The sequence below is a fragment of the Paenibacillus sp. LjRoot153 genome (assembly GCF_964253085.1).
GTDB lineage: Bacteria > Bacillota > Bacilli > Paenibacillales > NBRC-103111 > Paenibacillus_E.
Genome location: NZ_CAXUQH020000001.1, coordinates 6018899 through 6043674, shown reverse-complemented (window position 1 = coordinate 6043674; position 24776 = coordinate 6018899). Strand labels below are relative to the sequence as shown.

Genomic DNA, 24776 nt, shown 5'->3' with positions numbered 1-24776 from the left:
TCCTTTTTTCCTATTATAGCTATAGCTTTATTGATTGAGACAACTTAATATTAATAGAAAACCTACACATAAAGGTGGTTCTATGGCATTATTGAATTTTTTTAAATCCGAGATTAGTTTTAAAAATAAACTGATTATTACTTTTTTCATGGTAACATTTCTTCCTGCTATTCTCATGCAGTATTTTACTTACTACAATTCTACACATACGATGACTACGAAAATTAACGAGCTTGTTAATTATAATTTAATCCAAACGAATAAGAATCTGAATACGGCTTTGTCTGGTTATGCCGATATTTTGTATCAAGTATTTTCAGATGAGGACGTCATCAGTTCTGTGTACTACATCCTTCATGGTAATGAATCAGAAAGTTTGTTGTATGCCAGCAGGCTTCGTACGCTATTAGCGAGCTATACATACTCGAAGGAAGGTATTCGCAGTCTTTCTTTTTTTAATAATAATGGAACAATCGTATCTTTTGATCGTGCGACGGGTTCTTCTATTGATACGTTGTGGAACCAGCTTAAAGATGATTCTCGATTAAACCTGATGCAGAATCTCAAAAATAATCAACAAGGCTCGATTGTAACGGTTACGGAGAAAGTCGGTGGATCCGAGGATGCTGGGCAGTTCGTCTTCCACATTGCTCGTAAGTTAACAGGGCTTTCGAATGGTACACCAGAAGATATGGGTTATATTATTGTTAGTTTGGACGAGTCAGTGCTCTCCGATGCGGTAAATTTCACAACGAATGATACTCAAACAGGAAAAATAAACTCATCTAACTTCTTAATGGATGAGAAACGTAATCTCATTTCCTTTTCCGACAAAGAAAAAATAGGTCTCAATCTCTCCGACATTATTGCTGATAAGCAATCTCTGAAGAACGAGCTTCCTACACATGCGAAGTTACTAAAAAAAGCTTCGATCATTAACTATTTTCCTAATGAAAAGACAGGTTGGACGATTGTCAACGTGACTAACGAGTCAGATTTATTCTCAGAAATGTATGACATGCAAAAGATCAATATACTTGCGGGAGCTGCGAGTATAGCGCTCACAACATTTCTTATTATTTATTTCTCAGGTTTCTTGACCAAATCAGTGCGCAAGATTGTGAATGCTATGAGATTGTCACAACGTGGTAATTTCACTGTTCAAATTGCTCATGATTCAAGTGATGAGTTTTCTGTAATCGTTTCCAATTATAATAAAATGATGATCACTATCAATGAACTGATGGAAGAAACGCGGCAGGCTGTGCAGAAACAGAAAGAATCGGAAATTCGTTCGTTAGAAGCGCAAATCAACCCGCATTTTCTCTATAATACATTGGATTCTATTAACTGGATGGCGATTGAAAAAGATGAACATGAAATTAGCCGTATGTTAAAAGGACTTGCCCATATTCTTCGATACAGCATTAGTCACAGTAATAAATTAGTCTCACTTTCTGAAGAAATTGAGTGGCTAGAGCATTATTTGTTCCTACAGCAGAATCGATTTAATAATTCGTTCCAATATGAGATTATCATGGAATCTGGTGTGAAGAGGGCTCGGATCTATAAATTATTGCTACAACCCTTTGTAGAGAATGTCATCCTTCATGCATTTTCAGGGAAGAAGAGTGGAGGCTTAATCAAGATTCATTTCTATTCTGGATATGAAAATTCACTCTGTGTAAAACTTAATGATAATGGCTGCGGGATGGATGAAGCTATTGTTAAGAATATCATGGACGGCCACTATGAACGTGTTCAGTCAACGGGTTCTGGTATCGGGGTGCGTAATGTGATCGACCGATTGGCTTTGTATTATGGTGACAAAGCGAAATTCTTTATGACGAGTACGATTGGGGAAGGCACTGAGGTAAGCCTTATCTTGCCAAGTGTGAATGAAATCGATGTCTCGAAGGGAGAGTTACAATGAAAATTATTGTCGTTGAGGATGAAGAGAAAACGAGAAAAGGTATCATCCGATTGATCAATAAGTTTAGTGATACGTACCAGGTGGTTGGTGAAAGCGATAACGGCTTGGAGGGGGCAGCGCTAATTGAGGAACTGAGGCCTGATTTAGTGATTACCGATATACGAATGCCTGGCACGGATGGTTTAGAAATGCTAGAAAGCCTAAAAAAGAAAGGTATTATAACCAAATCAGTCATACTTAGCGGGCATTCCGAGTTTGATTTTGCACGTAGGGCTCTGCAGACAGGGATCGTCAGCGAATATCTCCTGAAGCCTATTACGGCTGACGACTTGTGTCGTGTACTTCAAGAAGCGGAGAAAACACGGATGTCTAATTTGCTAAATGGCATAGATGAGAAAGCGCCCATTGCTAGCCCTGAGCAATTGCTGGGGCGATATCTAGAACAATCGGATATCGATCATGAACTATTCCACTTGCATATCCATGAATTCCTCGGATTCGATGCTGGCTTGGAATTTCAGGCTGCATCTGTTTATTTAGGGGCTTCTGACAATAAAAGCGTATCCCTATTGAAAGATAAAATTCGACTTCTTATTGAGAATGACATACAGATACCTAACTTTTGTCTGATAGAGCTTCAAGAGCGCCATGAAATTGTTATTTTACTGCAAAAGACAGATTTGCTCGAAATAGAAGAGTTTTGGAAATCAGTGATTGCTCAATTAATCACCCTTGAAGAGTCAGACTTTGTTATTAGCTGGACCTCCCTTCCTCATCTCAGAGATTTAAAAGTCGAAATCTTAAGCTTAAGGGAGATTCACAAGTGGTCACTTACGTATGGAAATCAGCGAACATTTCTAAAAGAGGAGTTCATTGAAAGGGCGGGAAGCAAATTTCAGTATCCTACCGATATGGAATTGAGAATGAAAGAAGCTGTTTCTAATCGTGATAAAGAGAAGATCTATTCTTATATAGAGCCAATGATCGCGGCATGTCGAAATCAGGCTGTACATCCAAAAGAAGTTACCGGAGCTTGTGTCCGGTTCGCCTCCAATATGCTTCACTTGGCAGAGGTGTTAAGTGGTAATGTAACGATGACGAGGGATCGCAATGAGCTGTTCAATTTGTTGTCAGCTGCTCAAACACCAATGGAGTTAAAACATGCTATGAGACTAGCAGCTGACTATGCTTGTAAACATGTTGGACAGGAAGATAAGTCTTTCGGTTTGATCATTCATAAAGCTTCGAAACTTATCCAGGAGCGTTATCAAACGGGGATTTCATTAGATGAACTGGCTAGCCATTTTAATATTACACCTGAGTATTTGAGCTCACTTTTTCAGAAGGAATTAGGCATGTCTTATACGGCTTATATGAAAGATATTCGAATGAAGAAAGCTAAGGAACTTTTGATTAACACATCATTGAAGTCCTATGAAGTGGCGGAACAAGTTGGTTACCCGGATGCGAAGTACTTTTCTAAAGTGTTCAAAGAGGCAACAGGTCTAACTCCTGGAGAGTTTCAAAAGCTTCGGGTCTGATGAGTAATAAGTGGAATAGTAGGCTGGATGATAAAAAGGCTCCATTCGGAGTCTTTTTTCTTTATTTAGGGATAATTACATTAAATTCCTCGACTTATCTTAGAAAATTGGAATTACTTTAGTAAGCTTTTAGCTCTACTATTAAGAAGTACCTCATATTTGCAAGCGTTTTCAATATCTGATTTAAATGAAGGAGGCATGATGAATATAGTCGAGTTAGATAATCAAGCAATAATCATGTTGTAGGCAGGCCAACACCAACTTAATGGAGGGTTTAATGTGAAAAAAGCAGCAATCTTAAGTTCATTGATGATGATGTTTAGTTTATCAGCAGTAGTTCCAGCCTATGCAGCAAGTGCTCTGACCGTCGATTTATCGAGTGTGATCGGACCGGTAACTCATGGGGCGGCAGGTTCCTTATTCGGCATCATAGAAAATCAACCAGATAATAATCTATTCATTCCACTTCACGCTAAGGCATATAACAACCCTGCAGTCTCTGGCTATCAACAGCCGTGGGGAGCTGCTATCCCGGTTGCACAAAGAATCGCCCCTTCTGGCAGCCAAATGTCTATCCGTCTTGCTGACTGGTTTACCGGTTGGTATGATTACACCAATTTGACGGACTGGTTTAATAAGTTGACCACGACGGTAAATGATGTGAAAGCGGCAGGTCTTACGAATGTTTATGGATATGAATTATGGAATGAACCAGACGGTACATGGAAAGGAAAATATGTTGGTGGAATTGATACGAGTAGTAGCTATGTGCAATTCACAGTAACGGTACCTACAACTAAGGCTTATACGATAAATATTCGGTATGCCAATGGTACAGGAGCTGCTTCAACACATAATATGAGTGTCAATGGAGGCAGCGCTGCAGCAATAACATATCCGAATACGGGAGGTTGGTTTAACAGCAGCCCAGGCTCACTCACAACGACTGTTAATTTAAACGCGGGAAGCAACACGATTCGATTAGCTAAAGGTACTACAGGATATGCCGAAATCGACTATATAGATATCACGGGTGGAAGCCCTGTAAGATATGAAGCTGAAAATGCTGTAATAAGTAATAGCACTATCTATAATAGTGGCTATACTTCGTCAAATGCATCTGGGAACTTGACTTTTCGCGAATTCTTCAGTCAAACCTATGCCAAGCTTAAACAGCTAGATTCTACAGCCAAAGCAATTGGACCCTCGTTCGCTGGGTACGGTCATAATGCTATGCAAGACTTTATGGCATACCAGAAGTCCCAAAATACAGTTCCAGATATTGCATCTTGGCATCAGCTTGGGAATGAGAATTTTACCGCCAACTTTAATGATTACAGGTTGATTGAAACTTCGTTAGGGCTAACAGCAAGGCCGATTTCGATTAATGAGTACAGCGGTGCTGCTTGGTTGGATGACGAAGGGAAACCAGGAGTGACCGCACCTTTGATTGCCAAGTTTGAGAGACTTAAAGTCGATACCGCTATGCAAAGTTATTGGGATGTTCCGAATCCTGGGCGATTAGGAACCCTGCTTTCAAGCGCTACCCAAAGAAACGGTGGATGGTGGTTCTACAAATGGTATGGCGACATGTCAGGCAACATGGTAACCACCACGCCTCCAAACGTGAATGATATGCTTGCTCTTGATGCTTTCGCGAATGTAGATTCAACTAGGCAATATGCAAGCGTACTATTTGGTGGCGTTACAGATGGTTCCATCAATGCAACTATAAAGAATTTTCCTTCGTTTTTCGGAACAAATGGTAGCAAAGTGCATGTGCGTGTAGACTGGACACCTTTTGTGAATAGGGGGACTGCGGTTAACACGACAAATACATTGCTTGAAGGGGACTACACAATTGCAAATAATCAGATTTCTGTGCCGATGACTGGTTTATATAATAATGATGGATATCGAATTTATATTACGCCATATGGTCAGGCTGCTAACGTATACGAAGCAGAAAACGCAGCTGTAAACCATGCTAATATTGCAACTGGCTCCAATGCTTCGGGTAGCAAATATGTGGCACAAATGGATTATAGTGATAGTTATATTGATTTCTATGTGAAAGTACCCACTACAAAGTCTTATACCATGACGATCCGATATGCGAACGGCACTGGATCTAATTCAACACAAAGCTTAGCTTATAACGGTGGAGCATTCTCAACAGTTACATACCCAGCTACAGCAGGCTGGGGGCAATTTGGTACCGTGAATGTGAACGTTAACCTAACAGCCGGAGATAACATTATCAGGTTGACCAAAGGAAGTACAGGATACGCTGAGATTGATAATATTACAATAAATTAGGCTATCGCAGTAGGGAGTTCACTGCGAGACTATTTGAAATACGTCATTTGAATTGAATAGATTCAAAAACAAGAAAACACGAGAATCCGAATTGGGTTCCGTGTTTTTTTACTTTTTTTAATCGACGCGACCTTAGAGGATTAACGGTATCGCACACGAATTGTTTCTTATATGATTGTGTAGCGGCTTTTGGAATAGGAAGTGAAATGAGGGGATACTTCTGAAAAGAAAAATAGGAATCCGGTTTAGATTGATGGTATTGATGATTTGTTTAACTACATTACCTGTTGTGACTGTAACCTGGCTTGCTAGCAACAATACACGACATTCGGTGGAACAGGAAATGATTAGTGCCAATAACTCCCGTATGGAATGGGCTAATCAATATTTGAATGAGCTTATTGAGCAGATGAACATTTTATTTTATACCGTGCAGATCAATTCGGAATTAATGGGAAATCTGCAACAAGTAGCTAATCCGAATTTAAATGTACAATATCAAACGCAAAAATATGTTGGTGATACCCTAACCTCATTATTACATTCCAATTCCCGTAAAATTGATGATTTTACACTTTATATTCATGAAAACAAACAGGCATTATCCGTAAGTTATGTTGCCCGTTTAATTTCTTTTATGGATATCCGGACTGGACCATGGAGCCGGATGTTAGATACACCGACTAATATTTATTTTAAACAGGAACTAAATGGGGTTTATGCGTTTCACAGTATGAATCGATTTGAAGATCGTAAGCTATTGGGGGGGCTCTCCGTTAAGATCAACCGCAAGGTTTGGGATGAGGTCGGCAGTATTCTTGGATCTGAACCAGACAGCTCCATTTTCTTGAGCAACGATGAAGGGGAATTATTATCGGGGTCTAAGAATGAACAGGCATTAGGAGATATTTCTATTCTATTAAAAAGTCTTGCTGTACCTGATAGTGGTCTTGGAATTCAGAAAACCAATAAGTATTATTTCTTTATGCAGAAAGTTAGCAATGGTAAATTAACACTGATAAAAGCCATACCGCTTGAAACGATAAATCGCAGCGCTCAAGCTACGATTAATGCCGGTATTGTCACTGGGAGCTTATTTGTCGCTGCCTCGATTATTCTCTCTATCCTTTTTTCGCTTCGTATTAGTAAGCCGATTATTAGTCTAGCACGAACCATGAGAAGAGCGGAAATTCAAAGTTTTGAATTAAAATCTGTCAAAAACAGTGATGAACTTGGTCTGCTAGAGCATGGTTACAACTCAATGATGCAACGCATTAAAGAGTTAATTGAAGTAGAATACCAAGGGAAAATAGACATTAAGACTGCGCAACTGAGGACATTACAAGCTCAAATCAACCCGCATTTTCTCAACAATACCCTTCATCTAATCGGAGGGATGGCTTTAGAGAAGGATGCGCCTGAGATATATCGAGTTACACGGGTGATCGGAGATTTATTAAGATATTCAATCAGTACGGGTAGCGATTTAGTTACGTTTAGAGATGAGCTCAAGCATATGCAGAACTATATCTTTATTCAGGAGCAGCGGTTTACTGGGCGATGTCAAGTGGTGGTTGAGAAAGATGATTTGCCTTCGGAGTGCCGGCTTCCCAAATTCACACTTCAGCCTATTGTAGAAAATGCATTTGAACATGGACTGCATAAAAAAGAAGGCAACTGGCTCGTAGAGGTAAGAATCAAACGAATCCGTAATCATATTCTAATTGCTGTTCAAGATGATGGCGTAGGTCTAGACGAAGAGAAGCTGGGATATATCCGAATAGGGTTAAGGTCTGGCAATGAAAATATTTCGAAATTCTCTGAAGATGAGCAAAGCGGGATAAGAAAAGGCATTGGTTTAAAAAATGTTGATTCCCGGTTGAAGCTGCATTTTGGCGAAAGATATGGTATACGTATTTTCAGCAAGCTAGGGAAGGGAACGATCGTTTTATTCGTATTGCCGGTACTGGAAAAGGAGGAGTTTGAGGATGTATAAAGTGATGATTGTTGACGATGAGCCCTGGTCAAGAAAAGTGATCAAGCAGCTTGGAGAATGGCACAAGCTCCAATTAACGATAATAGGTGAAGCAGAGGACGGAACACAAGGATTGCGAATGATCGCAGAGCTAGCACCTGATATCGTGGTAACAGATATGAGAATGCCGGGTCTTGATGGCGTCGAGCTCTTAAAGGCGCTGAATGATAAACATCCTTTGCTTAAGATCATTGTGATGAGTGGATATGATGATTTTGTATATTTAAAGCAAGCTATTCGATCCCAAGCGAAGGAATACTTATTAAAACCGGTGGACCCCGAAGAGCTGAATGCTGCTTTAGCGCAATGTGTTCGTGAACTGCAGCAAGCCAAGCAAATTTCAGATGTATCTTGGAAAACACCGCTTGTATTTGCCGATGCGGGTTCACTCGATAAGTATTTGGAATATCGTCAATTGATTTATGGTTATATGTTGGATTTAAACGCATCAGGTGTCATTCAAACGTTGAAGTCATTAGGGGAATTTATGGAGCCGATGCACGCTGAACAATTCGATGGCAGTATTCTGAATAAAATCGGTCATGACTTTACCTTAATGCTCGAAGAGTTTGTTTCGACTAGTGAGCTGGAATGGAACCATATCATATCTGAATTGGAACAACAGCCGTCCGATCAAATGGGTTGGAATTCTGTGAAAGAGACCATTGGACAGATTGAACGCATGTATAATCAGGCTATTGCTTTACTATTGGAGGCACGGAAAAATAGAAATAAGCTGGATTTGCGAGAGGTGATCGCGTACATCAATAGGCATTATAACGAATCGATTACTTTGGAGTCACTCGCCGCTTATTTTTATATAAGTAAGGAGCACTTAAGTCGGGCATTCAAAACATTCACCGGAGAAACGATAACCGATTATATTCATCTCAAACGCATGGAAAAAGCCAAAGAACTCATTGTGGATCATAAGTTATCTATTAAGCACGCTGCTGAAATGACAGGGTATCCAGACCTTGCCTACTTCTACAGGGTGTTTAAAAAACATTATGGAATTGCCCCAGGAGAATTACGGAAATAATTGGCGTGTTTTTCCAAGTCGCATCAATATTGTGCAATAGAAGATGTTAATATCCTGAAATGAATATAGAAAACGCTTCCACTATACTGAAGGAGCAGTTAAATCAGAGGGGGGAACGATCCATGAAGAAAACGCTTAATATGAGTATTATCCTAGGCTTAATATTAGCTGCAGGATGCGGCACTAGCACAAATAAGACGAATACAGACGCTAGTAGTGCAGCACCTGCAAGCACACCAGTCAGTACAAAGGCGGCTGCAACTCCGAAAAAAGTAGAACTAAATGTATTTATGAGCTATCCCCAGTATAAAGAACAATTTGAAAAATACTTCGAGCAATTTAAAGCAAAAGAGTTGGCCGAGAAAAATGTAGATGTCACGATTAAAACGGAAATGCCTAATTCGGATCAAGCCAAGCAGATCTTACAAACTCGGCTAGCATCGAATGACGCACCGGATTTGTTTACCATTCATGCAAATGATATTCCGGCTTATTACAAAGCAGGTTACCTAAGTGATTTATCTAGTCAAACAGCCATTAAAAGCTTGTATGAACCCGTGAAGAAAACCGTTACGATCGATGGTAAAATCGTCGTGCTGCCTTTTGAAAGCACAACATGGGGATACTTGTACAATAAAAAAATATTCAAGGATTTGAGCATTACACCTCCAAACACATTGGATGAAATGAAAGCTGTTATCGCAAAAATAACAGCAGCGAATATTGCACCATTTGAACTGGCTTTTCAAGAGTCATGGGTTCCACAACTTATGACTGCGCAATCGCTTGGTGGTATTGTTTCCTCGAAGCATCCGGATTGGATTGAAAAGATGAGTGCAGGTCAGGCTTCATATAGTGACGTAGCAGCCATTTTTGATATTATCGATCTCATTAACGCAAACGGCACGAAAAAACCATTCGAGGTTGGTAATGAAGCTGGTGCCGCTGAATTTGCCAATGGAAAATCCGCTATGTGGGTACAAGGCCCTTGGAATGCGGATGCCATTCTGAAAGTTAATCCAAGTTTTGAAATGGGCGTTGCAGCACTACCTGTAAGCAATGATTCCAAAGATACCATGATTAATCTTTCAACCTCTACTTCCTTAGCTGTATCGCCAACAACTAAAAACAAAGAAGTAGCACTTGATTTATTGAACTATATGCTAGATGAGAAAGATTCTTCCGCGCTATTTAAACAATTGAAATTCAATCCCATCTCAACCGTTCATAAATTTGAAGTGAATCCGTGGGTTAAGGAATCCTCCGCATATGTAGAAAAGGGGAAAGCGTATCAGGATTTGAAGCTGCCAAACGGTGTTACAGACGAGCAAGCTAAATTATTGCAAAGCTATTATGCTAAAAACATAACCAAAGATCAATTTATTAAAACAATGGATAAAACATGGGCAGCAGCAGTTAAAGCTGCTAAGTAAAAGCTGAGTAACGGTTAACTAGGAGTGATACAAAATGATTTTTACTAGGAATAGGAAGCAAAACGTCATCCTGTTAGCCTTCGTTTTTCCCGCAATACTATTCTATTCCGTCTTTGTACTCGCCCCCTCTTTTGGGGGGATATGGTACAGCCTGACGGATTGGAATGGGCTAAATCCCACCTATAATATGGTGGGATTTAGCAACTATATCGAAGCGCTCACAGATGATCCATACTTTCTGGATGCCATTTGGTTTACACTCAAATACGTTATTTTCATGGTCGTATTATCAAATTTTTTAGCTATCCTTTTGGCAGTGTTAATAGAATCACAAAAACGAAGTAAGGTTTGGTTTCGGACGATCTTCTTTATGCCGAATATGATTAGCCTAATTATCGGCGGGTTTATGTGGATGTTTATTTTCACTAAAGTTTTACCCTATATAGCTGAACATACGATCTTTCACTTTTTAGACCAATCCTGGATAGGGGATCCAAGATTCTCCTTTTATACACTCTTAATACTTTCCCTCTGGAGTGGAGTAGGATACTTAATGGTGATATACATTGCAGCACTTCAAGGGGTGCCGCAACAGATGAAAGAAGCTGCTGCTATAGATGGGGCAAATGCGATGCAAACATTTCGAAATGTGACTCTCCCCATGATCTATCCAGCTTTGACCATTGGACTTTTTGTGACTTTAAACGGTTCCTTTAAAGTCTTTGATGCGGTTTTTGCTTTGACTGGCGGTGGACCCGGGCGGGCTACACAGGTTATCGCGCTTAATATTTATGAAGAAGCATTTAGTCTGAGTAGTCGATATGGTTATGCTAGCGCTAAGGCAATGATTCTATTCTTGATTGTCTTTATCGTCACACTCGTTCAATTGTGGATCATGAAAAGAAAAGAGGTGGAGGCATGAGTAGTCAAGATGCACGTGTTGGACTTAGCCTAGTGAGTCGTCGTGCTGGCTCATCTCTTATTTTTCTCTTCCTGTTCATCGGAACGGTTGTGATGTTATTTCCAATCTATATGGGGTTATTGAATTCTGTGAAAACGCAAAGCGAGATGCTGACGAATATTCTTTCCTTTCCTGCTGATTTTCAATTTGCCAATTATTCGAGCGCCTTTGAAAAAATACACTTTTTAAGAAGTCTATCGAATACGATTCAAATTGCTGTTGTTGGTTTATTTGGGATTATTGGTTGTGCTTCTTTGGCTGGATACAAGCTGTCCAGAACGAAAGGGAAATTGAGTGCTTTTTTGTTTGGACTTTTCATTCTTTCGATGTTAATCCCTTTTCACTCGGTCATGATCACCCTCGTGAAAATATCTAGAGAACTACACATCCAAGGTTCAATTTATGGACTTGGCTTAATCTATATCGGGTTAGGTGTGTCCATGGCCATTTTTCTATATCATGGTTTTGTCAAATCCATACCTCGAGATTTGGATGAAGCTGCCGTTATCGACGGCTGTGGAGAGTTTAAATTGTTCTTTACTGTGATTTTTCCGCTACTTCTACCTGTCACAGCTACCATTGCGATTTTGAATTTACTATGGATATGGAATGATTTTCTGTTGCCACTGTTAATATTAACCGATTCAGATCGATATACACTGCTCTTATCAACGAATATGTTATTTGGTGAATATAGCAATGACTGGTCCAATATTTTAGCTGCCTTATTGCTGGCTATGCTGCCTGTCATTATCTTTTATCTATTTCTGCAAAAATATATTCTAAATGGAATTGCTGAGGGTGCGATCAAAGGATAATACCATCAATTGGAATGGAGAGGAGGAATCTTGTTTTGGTAACTGGAGGGCATGAAGTAACTGGGTTTTTAAAGGCCAAAGGCAAAAAGCTGATAAACGGTGAAGGACAGGAGATTCTGCTTCGCGGCGTTGGATTTGGTAGTTGGATGCTTCCTGAAGGGTACATGTGGCTTTTTCCTGATCAAGGGGATCGACCAAGACGAATCGAACAGATGGTGAAGGATTTGGTTGGCGAAGAGAAGGCTGAGCAATTCTGGGAGATTTATTATAATCGATATACATCCGAGTCGGATATTCGGCAAATCGCTGCGGATGGTTACAATTCCGTTCGTGTACCGATTCTTGCCAGATTTTTGATAGAGGATAGTGATGGTGAGGTTGTTCGCTATATTCAAGCTCATTTGAAGATCTTGGACAACGTCATTGATTGGTGTCGTGAGCATAGACTGTATGTAATTCTTGATCTGCATGGTGCTACAGGAGGACAGACAGGAACGAATATCGACGATTCGGAGTTCGATAAACCTGAGCTGTTTACGAACGAACGGAATCAAGAGATCACAGTCGCGTTATGGCGAATGCTGGCTGAGCGTTATAAAGATGAGTGGATTGTAGCAGGTTATGATCTTTTGAACGAGCCGCTGCCAGAATGGTTTTCAGCTTATAATGATCAAGTAATGCCGCTTTATAAGAAAATTACTAAGGCTATTCGCGAAGTCGATGACCGTCATATGATCATTTTGGAAGGTGTGCACTGGGCCACAGATTGGTCGATTTTCGATGATAAATTTGATGATAATCTTATGCTTCAATTTCATAAATACTGGAATAACCCAGATACGGAGAGTATTCAGATTTATCTGGATAAGCGTGAAGAATGGAACGTGCCGATCTTTATGGGCGAAGGCGGTGAGAATAATAAGGAATGGTATGCAGGCGCATTTCGATTATTTGAGGATCATGACATTTCGTGGAATTTTTGGACTTGGAAAAAAATGGACAAAAATAATTCGCCATGCACTGTGATCAAGCCAGCAGGTTGGCAGCAGTTGATTGACTACTTAGAAGGTGGAGTTAAACCAGATAAAGAATCTGCCGAACACATTTTATGGGAATACCTGCACAACCTTTCTTTTGAGCAATGTTTGTATCAAAAAGAAGTAACAGATTCCCTTTTTCGCAGACCTTCGACTCGTATACCCGCTATTTTCTATGGGTACAGGGGAGAAGGGATTAGCTACGGGACCAAGAACCGTAAGGTTGAAAACATGGGATTTCGGATGAATGACAGAACAGATATCCGCTTTATAGAAGGATCTAGAACGACACCTAATTTTCAACATGGCAAAGGGGAACTTTGGCAAGCGGATGAACGATTATGCGTTCAATTAACAGCTGAAGATTGGTTTGCTTATGAATTCACAGTGGGTCATGATTCCAAAGCCTCGCTTTATACGGTTGATTTACATGCTTTTACACCTTATGAAAGAGCGCAGATGACTGTTTCAGTCGATGATAAAGTAATGGGTATAGTAGAGATTGCTGGGAATTCATGGAGTACACTGCGTTTGAATGACGAATTCCAGCTTAGTCCTGGATTACATCGCATTGTACTTACATCCATGGTAAACATAGTACGCATGGAATGGCTCGAAGTTATACCGGTGAAAGAGTTAAATCTATGAGAAAAATAATGATTAGGACGAGGTAATAGAAGGCATTCACTCATTGAGTGGATGCCTTTTTTTGCGTGGGCGGCATTTCTTAAACCCCTTCTTATCATAGGAAAAAAGCCCTTGGCAACATTGACAAAACATGTTGTCTAACATATAGTTGTTTAAACAACAATTTGAAAGGGGCAACGTATATGTCAATCGAACCCCGAATGCTGCCGATCGGATTCGCGATGGGCGTTACGCACAGAAAGCTGACGGCCTTGTTTCAGCAACGGCTAAGTGCGCATGGCATTACGCCCGAGCAGTGGTCTGCGCTGAATCAAATCGATCGCGCTCAAGGTTTGATCCAGCGTGAAATCGCCGAACGGACCGGCAAGGACAAGCCGACGACGACGCGGATTTTGGATATTTTGGAGAAGAAGGGGCTTATCTATAAGAAAGCGGGCAATCGGGACCGGCGGTCTTTTCTTGTATATAGCACTGAGCTCGGGCAAGCGATCATTCGCGAAACGACACCGATCGAAGACAGTGTGACGGCGGAAGTAAAAGCCTGCATTTCGGAAGAGGAATACGATATCATGATGGAGCTGTTGCTGCGCATTCAACTGCATATCGGCGGGAAACTAGGGCATACGGAGCTGGTAGAAGACTAATAATATTTGATGAGATTTGATTGGAGATGATGCTAAAATGCAGCAAGAACAACAAACTCCATTATGGACGAGGCCATTCATTGCTTTAACAATCTGTTTTTTTCTGTTATTTCTAAGTTTGCAAATGCTCCTTTCGTCCTTCCCAGCCTACGTGAAAAGTGAATTTCATGCAGGGAACATACAGGTAAGCCTTGTGACGTCTGTATTCGCGCTGGCAGCCATCCTATCGCGTTTCGCGACAGCTGCGCTCATGCAACGCGTTTCGCGGATGAAGCTTCTGCTCGCGGGTCTCATTGTCGCTGCGGCTACTACGGCGCTGTACTCGGCTGCGGGCTCTGTCGCTACGCTATTATCGTTGCGTATTGGCTATGGCATCGGCTTCGGAATGGCGAGCACGATTCTGCCGACACTCGTATCCCGTATTATCCCATTACGACGTATGGGGGAGGGCATCGGTTATTTCGGGTTGTCGACCAGTCTAGCCATGTCGATCGGTCCGTCTATCGGCTTGAATGTCATGAAACAAGACAGTTTCATGCATTTGACGATGATAGGATTGATTACATCCGTGGCTATCTTTCCAGTCTTATGGCTGTCACGTTCGAAGCGGGATCAAGCCTCTAAGGAGCAAACGAAGCCTGTTGGTCAAGTCGTTCTACCCAGAGCCGCAGCAAAACCCAGATTCAATAGGAAACTATTGTTTCCCGCGTTGCTGAACTTTTTTCTCTCTATCACGTACAGCGGTTTGCTTAGTTTCCTTGCCTTATTCGGCGATTATGTACATATCGAACAGGTCGGCTTATTCTTCATGTTTAACGCCGTCACGATTATTCTCGTTCGTCCGTTTTCGGGACGAATCTTCGACCGCTTCGGGCATGCTTCGGTACTGATTCCCGCAGGATTGTTCGTCATGGCCAGCATGGCGGTGCTGTCAATTACGCATGCCATGCCGATGTTGATCGTGTCCGCGCTGCTCTATGGCGTAGGATTCGGTGCCATTCAGCCTACGATTCAAGCTTGGATGCTGCGATTATCGAATCCGGAGCAGTATGGCATGGCGAACAGCATGTTCTACAATTCAACGGATTTCGGCGTTGCGCTCGGCGCAATTCTGCTTGGCGCAATCTCATCAGTAACCAACTACTCGGTGATGTACAGATATTCGGCCGGCGTAATGGCAGTTTTCGTCTTTCTTGGAGCGCTGCAGCATTTCATGGCTTCTAGACGCGTCCAAAGAAGTAATGGCGACTTGGTCGGTTCATGAACAGAAGAGCTATTTAGTTTGATTTTTCCCTAATATTATAGAATTATTTGTTATTTTTACATGTTTATTGCACGTAATGGGTAAACCAAGAAGGATTTCTTTCAAACTACCCATGCAGGTTAGGAGTGGTAACCCACGAGCGTTCAAACCTTACAGAAACCTATGATGGTACTGCCGGATTTAAAAGACAAGGTTGCATTGATTACCGGAGCAGGATCCGGTATTGGACGGGCTGCCGCCGTGCTGCTGGCGCAGCAAGGCATGAAAGTATGCCTTGTGGATTTAAATGACGATCGGCTAGAGCAGACGAAACAAGATATAGAATTAGCAGGCGGCCAGGTTATAACAGTCGACATCGACATCTCCGATCCGAACAAAGTTAAACAGGCGTTCGAGCAAACGACAAAGACCTGGGGGCGGCTTAATTTTGTCTTTGCCAATGCCGGCATCAATGGTGTTTTGGCGCCAATCGAAGATATGAAGCCAGAGGATTGGGATCGTACACTTTCCGTCAATCTAAAAGGAACGTTCCTTTGTGTTAAACATGCGATTCCACATATGAAAGAAGAAGGCGGCAGTATAGTCATCACGAGTTCCATTAACGGAAATCGCACCTTCTCGGGGTTCGGGATGACGGCTTATAGCACATCAAAGGCAGGGCAAGTTGCATTTGCAAAAATGGCCGCGTTAGAATTGGCACAGTACAAAATACGCGTCAACGCCATCTGCCCGGGGGCAATTAAGACGAATATTGGAGAAAATACGCAGCCGACAGCGGAGCTAGAGAAAATTAAAATTCCGATTAAGTACCCGAAGGGTAACCAACCATTGGAACACGCGCCTGGACAGCCTGAGCAAGTTGCCGATCTGGTAGCTTTCCTTGCTTCAGACGTTTCTAACCATATCACTGGCACAGAACTGTTCATTGACGGCGCTGAATCGCTGTTATAATTCAAAACAAAAACACGAAACCCAATAAAGGGTATCGTGTTTTTTGTTTGCTGTTTCAATCCACCAGGATGTGTGTAATTAGGATTAGATACAACAAGCGGGGAGGAAATGGAATGACAACGATTGCCTCGAAATCAAACACGGACGCTATCTATTTGCTGCATGAGGGCACACAGTATCAAAGCTATCAATTTCTTGGGGCTCACTTTGAAGAACGCGATGGCCGCAAAGGAGTCAACTTCGCTGTTTGGGCGCCGAATGCCAAGCAGGTGAACGTATCCGGCAGCTTTAACGGTTGGGATGGCAGTCATCATGCGATGGCCATGCAGGAAGGCATTTGGACACTGTTCATTCCCGAGCTTGATGAAGGCACCTTATACAAATATGAAATCGTTACGATGGACGGGGATCGTTATCTGAAGGCGGATCCATACGCGTTTCATACGGAGCTTCGACCGGAAACCGCTTCCATTATTGCTTCGCTTGAAAATTATGAATGGCAGGATAAAGACTGGTTGGAGAATAATAAGTCGAACCAACGCTTACAGCAGCCGCTTCTCATTTATGAGGTGCATTTGGGCAGTTGGAAACGCAAGGAGGACGGCGGATTTTACAGTTATGTGGAATTAGCAGATGAACTCGTCGATTACGTTCACGAGCGGGGTTATACCCATATTGAGCTAATGCCCTTAGCAGAACACCCGCTTGACTCCTCGTGGGGATATCAGGTAACCAGTTACTATTCGGTGACAAGCCGTTATGGATCACCGAAAGACTTTATGTACTTTGTTGATCGTTGTCATCAAAAGGGAATAGGCGTGATTATGGACTGGGTCCCTGCTCATTTTTGCAAAGATGCCCAAGGCTTATCCCGATTCGATGGCTCCCCCCTCTATGAGTATGCGGATAGTCGCAGAGGTGAGAATCCGACTTGGGGGACGTATATATTCGATTATGGTAAGCCAGAAGTCGTCAGCTTTTTAATTTCGAATGCTCTGTTCTGGATGGATAAGTATCATGTGGATGGACTAAGAATCGATGCCGTTTATAGTCTGTTAACGTTGAATTTTAATCGGGCAGAAGTGGAATGCATTCGGAATGAACAGGGTGGAGAGGAGAATCTGGAAGGGATTGCGTTCCTACAGAAATTAAATGCGGTCGTATTTTCCAGGTATCCGGGTGTGCTCATGATTGCAGAAGACTCCAGCGCGTATCCGGGTGTAACTACACCGGTTGAGTATGGCGGACTAGGATTTAATTACAAATGGAATTTAGCCTTTACCTGGGATACGCTAGAATTTATGAAGAAAAATCAAAGCGAACGCAGCGGACAGGAAGATCGGTTAACCCGGTCACTGCTGGGGATGATGGATGAGAATTATGTCTTGCCTTTTTCTCATGATGAAATGGTCTATCCGACCAAATCCCTGCTAGGTAAAATGTCTGGGGAAGACAATTGGCAGCGCTTTGCTAATTTGCGCGTGTTTTATACCTATATGATGGGACATCCGGGTAAAAAGCTGCTTTTTATGGGCACTGAATTCGGACAAATGGACGATTGGAATTCAGAGGGCACCTTGGCATGGGGGTTGTTGAGGATTGAAGAGCATCAGCACTTTGCGGAATTTGTGAAACAGATGAATCATTTTTACATAGAAGAAAAAGCTTTGTGGGAACTTGATTTCGAGTCGAACGGATTTGCCTCACTGGTTGCGGATGATAAAGAGGATGGTCTGGTGACGCTCTTGCGAAAATCGAAGACAAACAATGAACAGCTTATTATAATTAGCAATTTTAAGCCTGAAACGCATGAGGGTTATCGCCTTGGGGTCATGGAGGCTGGGCGCTATCAGGAGGTTTTTAACAGCGATAAGTTGGAGTTTGGCGGATCAGGAATAACGAATGAGAACATGTTGGAAACCGAGGAATGGCCTTGTCAGGGTTATGCTCAAAGTATTTTGGTTAACATACCGCCGCTTGCAGCGGTTATCGTCAAATATATCCCTATGGAAGGATGAGATCAGGGTGAAGAAACAGGAATGCGTAGCCATGCTATTAGCAGGCGGTGAAGGCAGTAGACTTAGTCCGTTGACGAAAAATATTGCAAAGCCAGCTGTTCATTTTGGTGGAAAATATAGAATTATTGACTTTGCATTGAGCAATTGCCGTCATTCGGGCATTGAGACGGTAGGCGTGATGACGCAGTACAAACCTGCAGTTCTGCATGCTCATATCGGAAGCGGGGAAGCGTGGGGGATGAAGAGTGAGAGAGGGGGTATCTCTCTGTTTGAAAGACAAGTAGGTGCACCCAATGCTTACTCGGGGACAGCGGATGCCATTTATCAGAATTTGGCTTTTCTCCGGGAACAGAAGCCAAGCTACGTTTTAATAATTTCCAGCGATCATATATACAGCATGGATTACCGAGCGATGCTCGAGCATCACAAGGTTTCTGGCGCGGATGTTACCATATCAGTGACTCCTGTTCAATGGGAGGAAGCGAATCGTTTTGGCATTATGAGCACGGATGAAGATCACCGTGTCACAGCTTTTGCAGAGAAACCACAGAGACCCGATAGTAATCTCGCCTCCATGGGTGTGTATTTGTTCAATTGGGATGTTCTTAGGTCTTCGTTAGAAGAAGATGCGGAAGATCAGGCTTCGAGCCATGATTTTGGACAAAATATCATTCCAGGACTGCTGGCCAGAGGTGCCCACTTATCGGCTTATCCGTTTCAGGGATATTGGAAAGACGTCGGTACGATTCAGAGCCTTTGGGAATCCCATATGGATTTACTTGGATATACGCCTAAGTTGCAATTGGAACAGGAAACTTGGCCTGTACTGACCCAAACAAGGAATCTCTCACAAACTCACGTTGCCTTGACGGCCAGAGTAAATAATGCGGTAATCGGGGACGGCTCGAGGGTTTATGGAAATATCAGTCATTCCGTGTTATTCGATAACGTACGGGTTGGGGAAAATAGCAGAGTATTCAATAGCGTCATCATGCCAGGTGTGCAAATTGGAAAAAATGCACTCATAAGTAATGCGATTATCGGAGAAGGCGCTATCATTAAAGATGGAGCTGTTGTAGGCCAGTTAGATAGCTTAGAGATTACAACAATTGCTGAGAGAACAACGGTAAGGCGTCAATATCCAGCTGTTATTCCGGCCAAGCTGACCAATCAGGTGTATTTCGGGTAATCCAAGGAGGAGTGTATGATGAAAGATGTTCTTGGGATGATCAATTTGATGAATGAACAAGATGACTTATCTACGCTTACACGCAATCGATGTGTGGGTGCCGTGCCTTTTGCCGGTCGTTATCGGATGGTCGACTTTGCGCTCTCCAATATGAGTAATTCGGGTATTCAGAAGGTTATGTTTTTGGCGAATGACAAAGCGGACTCCCTGCTCGAACATGTGGGTGATGGGCATCATTGGGGCTTAGATACGACCACGGAAGGCGGCGTAACGGTTCTCCCTCCTTGCCATCTCGCCAAAGATATGCGTGGGGATCTATTTCATCTATACAGTCATATTGATATGTTGAAAAACTGCACCGAAACGTATTTGCTGCTTGCACCCAGCGGTGTGATTTACCATTTGAATTTTGAAAATATGGTCGATTACCATCTTAGCAATGGCGCTGAAATTACAATTCTCTATAAGCATTTAACGGAGATGGATCGTCATGCGCATATAGGTCATGCTTATAGCCTGGAAATGAACGATCAGGGCAGAGTCATCAACGTCACACCAACCTACCATGCTTTACCAAGCTTAACACCGCAAAATATCGATTTGGATACGATGGTGATCAAACGGAGTCTGCTCATTGAGCTGATCGAGAACAGTGTGAAGCGTGGTAGTGAGAGGTATCTAAAAGAAATCATCTGGAGCCACTTAGCTGATATTGATGTCCAAGGATACGCCAATCATGGGTACGTGGCGATTATGGATTCGATAGATAGTTACTATGCGCACAGTATGCACCTCCTGCAACCGCAAGGGTGGCATCAATTCATGATTAATCATGAATCTGTGTATACAAGGCAAGAGGAGGAACAGGAAACGGCTTGTCATGACAACGCATTAATTCGTAACTCATTCATAGCTCATGGCTGCAGTATTGAAGGCTATGTGGAAAATAGTATTTTGTTTCCCGGTGTGAAGGTGAATCGAGGCGCTAGCATCAAAAACAGTATCGTGATGCATCAGTGTGCCATCGAAGCAAACGCCTATTTGGAACATGTTATTCTGGATAAACAAGTTGTTGTGGAACAAGGGGCTATCTGGCGCGGGCAGTTCGCTCACCCCATTGTGGTGTGATTTCAGCCAATAACAACAAGGTGGAGGAGGTCAAGTATGACTAGCAACGATTTCCGATGGGAACACGGTAAAAAAGTACTTTTATCGGGATTAGATCCAAACGATACAAATGCTCATCACGAAAGAGATGAAATCGAACCGAATATGGCACGTTTAAAGGAACGATTGGAAGCTCTTCAAAATATGCTTTATGCAGAAAAAAAGCGGTCTGTTCTGTTCGTCATTCAAGGCATGGATTGCAGTGGAAAAGATGGTGTCGTGAAGCATGCGCTCGGATGCCTGCATCCGCAAGGATTCCAAGTAACGAGTTTCCGAGCGCCAACAGAAGAAGAGGCATCCCATGATTTTTTGTGGCGTGCACACAAGGCAACGCCTGCCAAAGGCATGATTGGGGCTTTCATCCGATCCTACTATGAAGATGTGCTGATCACCCGTGTACATCGTTTAATTGACGATTCGGATGTCAAACAACGGTTCAAGCATATCAAACATTTTGAGAAACTGCTGGAGAGCAGTGGTGTGAAAATTGTAAAGATTTTCTTGCATATTTCGCAAGATTTCCAGCTAGCCAAGCTTAGGAATCGACTCAAGGATCCAACAAAGCGTTGGAAATTTGATAAGAATGACCTGGTTGAACGTGAATCTTGGGACGAATATCAAGCGGCTTATGAGGATTTAATTAAACAGTGCAGTACGGATTCAGCACCTTGGTATATTGTCCCTGCCAATCATCGCTGGTATCGGGATTGGGCAGTTCTACAAATTGCCGTGGCAGCGTTAGAAAGCATGGAATTAACTTATCCGGAATCGGACAAGGAGTTTGAAGACAAGCTCCTTGCCACATTGGAGTAAGATTGGCTTAGGGAAGAAGGGACAAGGATATGGGAAAAGAAATGGAAGGGGTTCAAGCCGCAGGTGATTACACACCGGAGAAGTTGTTTCATGAATTAGATAACGAACCAGACTTAAAACTGGATAATGACCAATTAGAACGCATAGCCTCCATAGTAAATGCGTATAAAGGGAACATTAAGTCCCATTTAATTGAGCAGCAGGAGAAGAAGACCTCTTGGGCAGATCGGCTTGCTGATAACATTGCAAAGTTCGGTGGAAGTTGGGCGTTCATTCTACTTTTCAGCTTGTTTTTAGTCATATGGATGACGATTAATTTCATGAGCTTCGCCTTCGATAAACCCCCGTTCATCCTGCTTAATCTTATCCTCTCTTGTATTTCAGCCTTCCAAGCTCCAGTCATTCTCATGAGTCAGAATCGACAAGCTTCTAAAGATAAGCAGGAGGCGATCCTTGACTTCGCCATTAATTACCGTGCGGAGCAGGAAAATATGGAGCTCAAGGCCATGCTGGATAGGTTGGATCAAAGGCTTGAAAGAATCGAGCAACAGGGGCGGTAGGGATTGTCGTTTTACCTTCATACATAAGTAGATAAAGAGGAGACTCCTTCGCGGAGTCTGCTCTTTCGCATTTTTGACCATTGAGGTCGTAAGAACAAGTAAAAGAACAAGAACACGGAACCCAATATAGAGTTTCGTGTTTTTTGATAAAAAATCATTTTTTACGTCAAAGACGCTCTAGGTAAAAACATTTATATTGAAAATGAGATCCATATAAAGGAGTGTATCGAAGCAATGATCAACAAAAAAGTAATATTTCTAAATCCGTGGCAGGTTGAAACGGTGGAAGAGAACTTCTCCGGGCAAATTGGCGTAGAGGAGGTACTGGTTAAGAAGATAAATACCTTAATCAGTCCGGGAACTGAACTGGCCATGTTGTCGGGGAACGAAGCTTGGTTCCAGATGCCTGGTATTCCAGGATATGCAGCCGTAAGTGAGATCGTGGAAGTGGGGGAGGGCGTGACGGGGTTTACATCCGGTGATGTTGTTTTTCATTACGGGACTCACTCCAAGTATGAGGTTGTTTCAATAAGGGGGACCTTTCTTAAAGTTCCGGAGAATCTGGATTTGAAATGGGTTCCGTTTACTCGCATGGCAACCGTCGCAACAACGGCAATTCGTATTTCGAACATTGAATTTGGTGATTATGTTAGCGTAACGGGGCTTGGACTAATCGGAAATATGGCCGCTCAACTGGCGCAGGCTCAGGGCGCTACGGTGATTGGTATTGATTTATCTGTGGAACGACTTCGAATAGCCGAGCAGTGTGGTGTTATCTATGGTTTGAATGGTAGACAAGACAGTGTGAAAGAACAAATCGCCGATATCACCCATGGAAAAGGAGTTTCTACCCATATTGAAGCTACGGGGGTCCCGCAAGTAGCGATTCAGAGCCTCCCCTATATCGGCAAATTAGGTGAAATCATTTTCTTAGGTAGTCCTCGCGGTGAGTATAACACGGATGTAACGGATGTTCTGAATTACTGTCATCTGTATGGCAGGGGCTGCATTACATTCAAGGGAGCGCATGAATGGCGGTACCCAATTGAACCTAATGAGTTTGTGAAACATTCGTTGGTCAGGAACTCGAGCATTATTTTCGAGATGATGAAGCAGAAACGGTTGCAGATCGACCCTTTAATTAGCCATGTGTTGAAGCCAGAGGAAGCCAAGAAAGCTTATGAGGGTCTTCGAATGAATAAGGATCAGTACAGCGGTGTTTTATTTGACTGGAGCGAGGCATGAGTCTGAAAAGAAAAGTTCGCATCGGTATGATAGGTTACAAATTTATGGGCAAAGCACATAGTCATGCGTACCGTGATTTACCTTTCTATTTTGACACAGATATCGAACCGATCCTTCAAACAATCGTTGGTCGCGATGAAGCTAATGTTAAACGAGCGGCTGATCAATTCGGTTGGTTATCCTATGACACGGATTGGCGTCGTCTGATCGAGAGGGATGATATTGATGTCATTGACATCGGTACCCCGAATCATACCCATGCTGAAATTGCCATAGCAGCGGCTCAAGCGGGTAAGCATATCATTTGCGAAAAGCCACTTGCCATGCATAAAGAACAAGCCTTCACCATGTGGAAAGCCGCTCAGAAGGCGAATGTGATCCACATGACTTCACATAACTACCGATTCGCACCTGCTATTCAGTATGCCAAAAAGCTAATTGCAGATGGGGTTATAGGGGACATTTATCATGTGAGAGCGCAATACTTGCAAGATTGGCTCATGGATGCGGATTTCCCTCTAGTTTGGCGTCTGAAAAAAGAGATCTGTGGCTCAGGTACCTTAGGTGACCTTATGGCTCATTCTATTGATTTGGCTCGATTTCTGGTAGGTGAAATTAAGGAAGTTACTGGCATGATGGAAACATTTATCAAGAAGAGGCCTGTAGAAGGTGAGCAATCCATGGCAGACGTAGATGTAGATGATGCTGTTGCGGCCCTGGCTAAGTTTGAAAATGGAGCCTTTGGCGTATTTGAAGCTTCGCGATATGGCAAAGGAAATCGCAATGGGAATCGCCTTGAAATCAATGGCTCCAAAGGATCTTTGCGCTGGGATATGGAAAATATGAATAGCCTTCAGTTATACTTGGACAATAATGCAGTAGGTATGCAAGGTTTTAGAACGATACATTGTACAGAGAGCGTACACCCGTATGCGGGTGCTTATTGGCCTGCTGGACACGGTATTGGCTATGAACACACGTTTATTAATCTGATGCATGCGTTTATGCAAGGAATTTCAACAAATGTGAATCCGTCCCCAAGTTTCGAGGATGGGTATCGGAATCAAGTGGTGCTAGATGCGATTGCAAAGTCGGCGTCTAAGGGAGCACGGATTAAAGTTACCTATTGACGCAATCATCAATCATTCTGCAGGAGGG

Annotated in this window: 19 protein-coding genes; all 19 read left to right on the top strand. The window is 42.5% G+C overall.

Annotated features, from left to right (window positions below; translation table 11 throughout):
• Positions 1-82: 82 nt before the first annotated feature.
• The 19 genes from ACSQ8P_RS26140 (at position 83) to ACSQ8P_RS26050 (ending at position 24748) form a co-directional block, all read left to right on the top strand.
• Positions 83-1933 (top strand): cache domain-containing sensor histidine kinase, encoded by a 1851-nt coding sequence (locus tag ACSQ8P_RS26140; RefSeq protein WP_436237861.1) that lies wholly within the window; start codon positions 83-85, stop codon positions 1931-1933.
• Complete coding sequence (locus ACSQ8P_RS26135; RefSeq protein WP_436237860.1) at positions 1930-3474, top strand: response regulator transcription factor; 1545 nt, start codon at positions 1930-1932, stop codon at positions 3472-3474. Before ACSQ8P_RS26140 ends, ACSQ8P_RS26135 begins: the two co-directional genes overlap by 4 nt.
• 279 nt (positions 3475-3753) lie before the next feature.
• Complete coding sequence (locus ACSQ8P_RS26130) at positions 3754-5793, top strand: CBM35 domain-containing protein (protein ID WP_436237859.1); 2040 nt, start codon at positions 3754-3756, stop codon at positions 5791-5793.
• A gap of 289 nt (positions 5794-6082) precedes the next feature.
• Positions 6083-7789 (top strand): sensor histidine kinase, encoded by a 1707-nt coding sequence (locus ACSQ8P_RS26125; protein ID WP_436237858.1) that lies wholly within the window; start codon positions 6083-6085, stop codon positions 7787-7789.
• Positions 7782-8870 (top strand): response regulator transcription factor, encoded by a 1089-nt coding sequence (locus ACSQ8P_RS26120; RefSeq protein ID WP_436237857.1) that lies wholly within the window; start codon positions 7782-7784, stop codon positions 8868-8870. The genes ACSQ8P_RS26125 and ACSQ8P_RS26120 overlap by 8 nt, the downstream gene beginning before the upstream one ends.
• A 122-nt stretch (positions 8871-8992) precedes the next feature.
• Positions 8993-10303 (top strand): ABC transporter substrate-binding protein, encoded by a 1311-nt coding sequence (locus ACSQ8P_RS26115; protein WP_436237856.1) that lies wholly within the window; start codon positions 8993-8995, stop codon positions 10301-10303.
• A 34-nt stretch (positions 10304-10337) separates the two neighbouring features.
• Positions 10338-11225 carry a carbohydrate ABC transporter permease gene (locus tag ACSQ8P_RS26110; RefSeq protein WP_436237855.1) on the top strand — a complete coding sequence of 296 codons (888 nt, stop codon included), beginning with the start codon at positions 10338-10340 and terminating at the stop codon, positions 11223-11225.
• Complete coding sequence (locus ACSQ8P_RS26105) at positions 11222-12082, top strand: carbohydrate ABC transporter permease (protein WP_436237854.1); 861 nt, start codon at positions 11222-11224, stop codon at positions 12080-12082. Before ACSQ8P_RS26110 ends, ACSQ8P_RS26105 begins: the two co-directional genes overlap by 4 nt.
• Positions 12083-12117: 35 nt before the next feature.
• On the top strand, positions 12118-13767 hold the full coding sequence (locus tag ACSQ8P_RS26100; RefSeq protein ID WP_436237853.1) for a cellulase family glycosylhydrolase: 1650 nt from the start codon (positions 12118-12120) through the stop codon (positions 13765-13767).
• A gap of 182 nt (positions 13768-13949) precedes the next feature.
• Positions 13950-14411 carry a MarR family winged helix-turn-helix transcriptional regulator gene (locus tag ACSQ8P_RS26095; RefSeq protein WP_436237852.1) on the top strand — a complete coding sequence of 154 codons (462 nt, stop codon included), beginning with the start codon at positions 13950-13952 and terminating at the stop codon, positions 14409-14411.
• 37 nt (positions 14412-14448) lie between these two features.
• Positions 14449-15675, top strand: coding sequence for an MFS transporter (locus tag ACSQ8P_RS26090; protein ID WP_436237851.1), 1227 nt, complete (start codon positions 14449-14451; stop codon positions 15673-15675).
• A gap of 165 nt (positions 15676-15840) precedes the next feature.
• Entirely contained in the window at positions 15841-16626 is a 786-nt protein-coding gene (locus ACSQ8P_RS26085) for an SDR family oxidoreductase (RefSeq protein ID WP_436239607.1), read from the top strand.
• A 113-nt stretch (positions 16627-16739) separates the two neighbouring features.
• A complete protein-coding gene (gene glgB, locus ACSQ8P_RS26080) occupies positions 16740-18644 on the top strand; it encodes a 1,4-alpha-glucan branching protein GlgB (protein WP_436237850.1) in 1905 nt (634 codons plus the stop codon).
• A gap of 7 nt (positions 18645-18651) precedes the next feature.
• On the top strand, positions 18652-19833 hold the full coding sequence (locus tag ACSQ8P_RS26075) for a glucose-1-phosphate adenylyltransferase (RefSeq protein ID WP_436237849.1): 1182 nt from the start codon (positions 18652-18654) through the stop codon (positions 19831-19833).
• Between the two features lie 18 nt (positions 19834-19851).
• Positions 19852-20961, top strand: a complete 1110-nt coding sequence (gene glgD, locus ACSQ8P_RS26070; RefSeq protein WP_436237848.1) for a glucose-1-phosphate adenylyltransferase subunit GlgD — start codon at positions 19852-19854, stop codon at positions 20959-20961.
• A 36-nt stretch (positions 20962-20997) separates the two neighbouring features.
• Complete coding sequence (locus tag ACSQ8P_RS26065) at positions 20998-21813, top strand: PPK2 family polyphosphate kinase (protein WP_436237847.1); 816 nt, start codon at positions 20998-21000, stop codon at positions 21811-21813.
• Between the two features lie 29 nt (positions 21814-21842).
• A complete protein-coding gene (locus tag ACSQ8P_RS26060) occupies positions 21843-22373 on the top strand; it encodes a DUF1003 domain-containing protein (RefSeq protein ID WP_436237846.1) in 531 nt (176 codons plus the stop codon).
• A gap of 234 nt (positions 22374-22607) precedes the next feature.
• The gene (locus ACSQ8P_RS26055) at positions 22608-23618 is read left to right on the top strand and encodes a zinc-dependent alcohol dehydrogenase (protein WP_436237845.1); all 1011 of its coding nucleotides are present in this window, start codon (positions 22608-22610) and stop codon (positions 23616-23618) included.
• Positions 23615-24748 carry a Gfo/Idh/MocA family protein gene (locus tag ACSQ8P_RS26050; RefSeq protein WP_436237844.1) on the top strand — a complete coding sequence of 378 codons (1134 nt, stop codon included), beginning with the start codon at positions 23615-23617 and terminating at the stop codon, positions 24746-24748. The genes ACSQ8P_RS26055 and ACSQ8P_RS26050 overlap by 4 nt, the downstream gene beginning before the upstream one ends.
• Positions 24749-24776: the final 28 nt, after the last annotated feature.

Excerpts from the sequence above, each read along its gene's own strand:
- ACSQ8P_RS26140 (WP_436237861.1), top strand. The coding sequence starts at position 83 with ATGGCATTATTGAATTTTTTTAAATCCGAGATTAGTTTTAAAAATAAA.
- ACSQ8P_RS26135 (WP_436237860.1), top strand. The coding sequence starts at position 1,930 with ATGAAAATTATTGTCGTTGAGGATGAAGAGAAAACGAGAAAAGGTATC.
- ACSQ8P_RS26120 (WP_436237857.1), top strand. The coding sequence starts at position 7,782 with ATGTATAAAGTGATGATTGTTGACGATGAGCCCTGGTCAAGAAAAGTG.
- ACSQ8P_RS26115 (WP_436237856.1), top strand. The coding sequence starts at position 8,993 with ATGAAGAAAACGCTTAATATGAGTATTATCCTAGGCTTAATATTAGCT.
- ACSQ8P_RS26110 (WP_436237855.1), top strand. The coding sequence starts at position 10,338 with ATGATTTTTACTAGGAATAGGAAGCAAAACGTCATCCTGTTAGCCTTC.
- ACSQ8P_RS26105 (WP_436237854.1), top strand. The coding sequence starts at position 11,222 with ATGAGTAGTCAAGATGCACGTGTTGGACTTAGCCTAGTGAGTCGTCGT.
- ACSQ8P_RS26095 (WP_436237852.1), top strand. The coding sequence starts at position 13,950 with ATGTCAATCGAACCCCGAATGCTGCCGATCGGATTCGCGATGGGCGTT.
- ACSQ8P_RS26090 (WP_436237851.1), top strand. The coding sequence starts at position 14,449 with ATGCAGCAAGAACAACAAACTCCATTATGGACGAGGCCATTCATTGCT.
- ACSQ8P_RS26085 (WP_436239607.1), top strand. The coding sequence starts at position 15,841 with ATGGTACTGCCGGATTTAAAAGACAAGGTTGCATTGATTACCGGAGCA.
- glgB (WP_436237850.1), top strand. The coding sequence starts at position 16,740 with ATGACAACGATTGCCTCGAAATCAAACACGGACGCTATCTATTTGCTG.
- glgD (WP_436237848.1), top strand. The coding sequence starts at position 19,852 with ATGAAAGATGTTCTTGGGATGATCAATTTGATGAATGAACAAGATGAC.
- ACSQ8P_RS26065 (WP_436237847.1), top strand. The coding sequence starts at position 20,998 with ATGACTAGCAACGATTTCCGATGGGAACACGGTAAAAAAGTACTTTTA.
- ACSQ8P_RS26060 (WP_436237846.1), top strand. The coding sequence starts at position 21,843 with ATGGGAAAAGAAATGGAAGGGGTTCAAGCCGCAGGTGATTACACACCG.
- ACSQ8P_RS26055 (WP_436237845.1), top strand. The coding sequence starts at position 22,608 with ATGATCAACAAAAAAGTAATATTTCTAAATCCGTGGCAGGTTGAAACG.
- ACSQ8P_RS26050 (WP_436237844.1), top strand. The coding sequence starts at position 23,615 with ATGAGTCTGAAAAGAAAAGTTCGCATCGGTATGATAGGTTACAAATTT.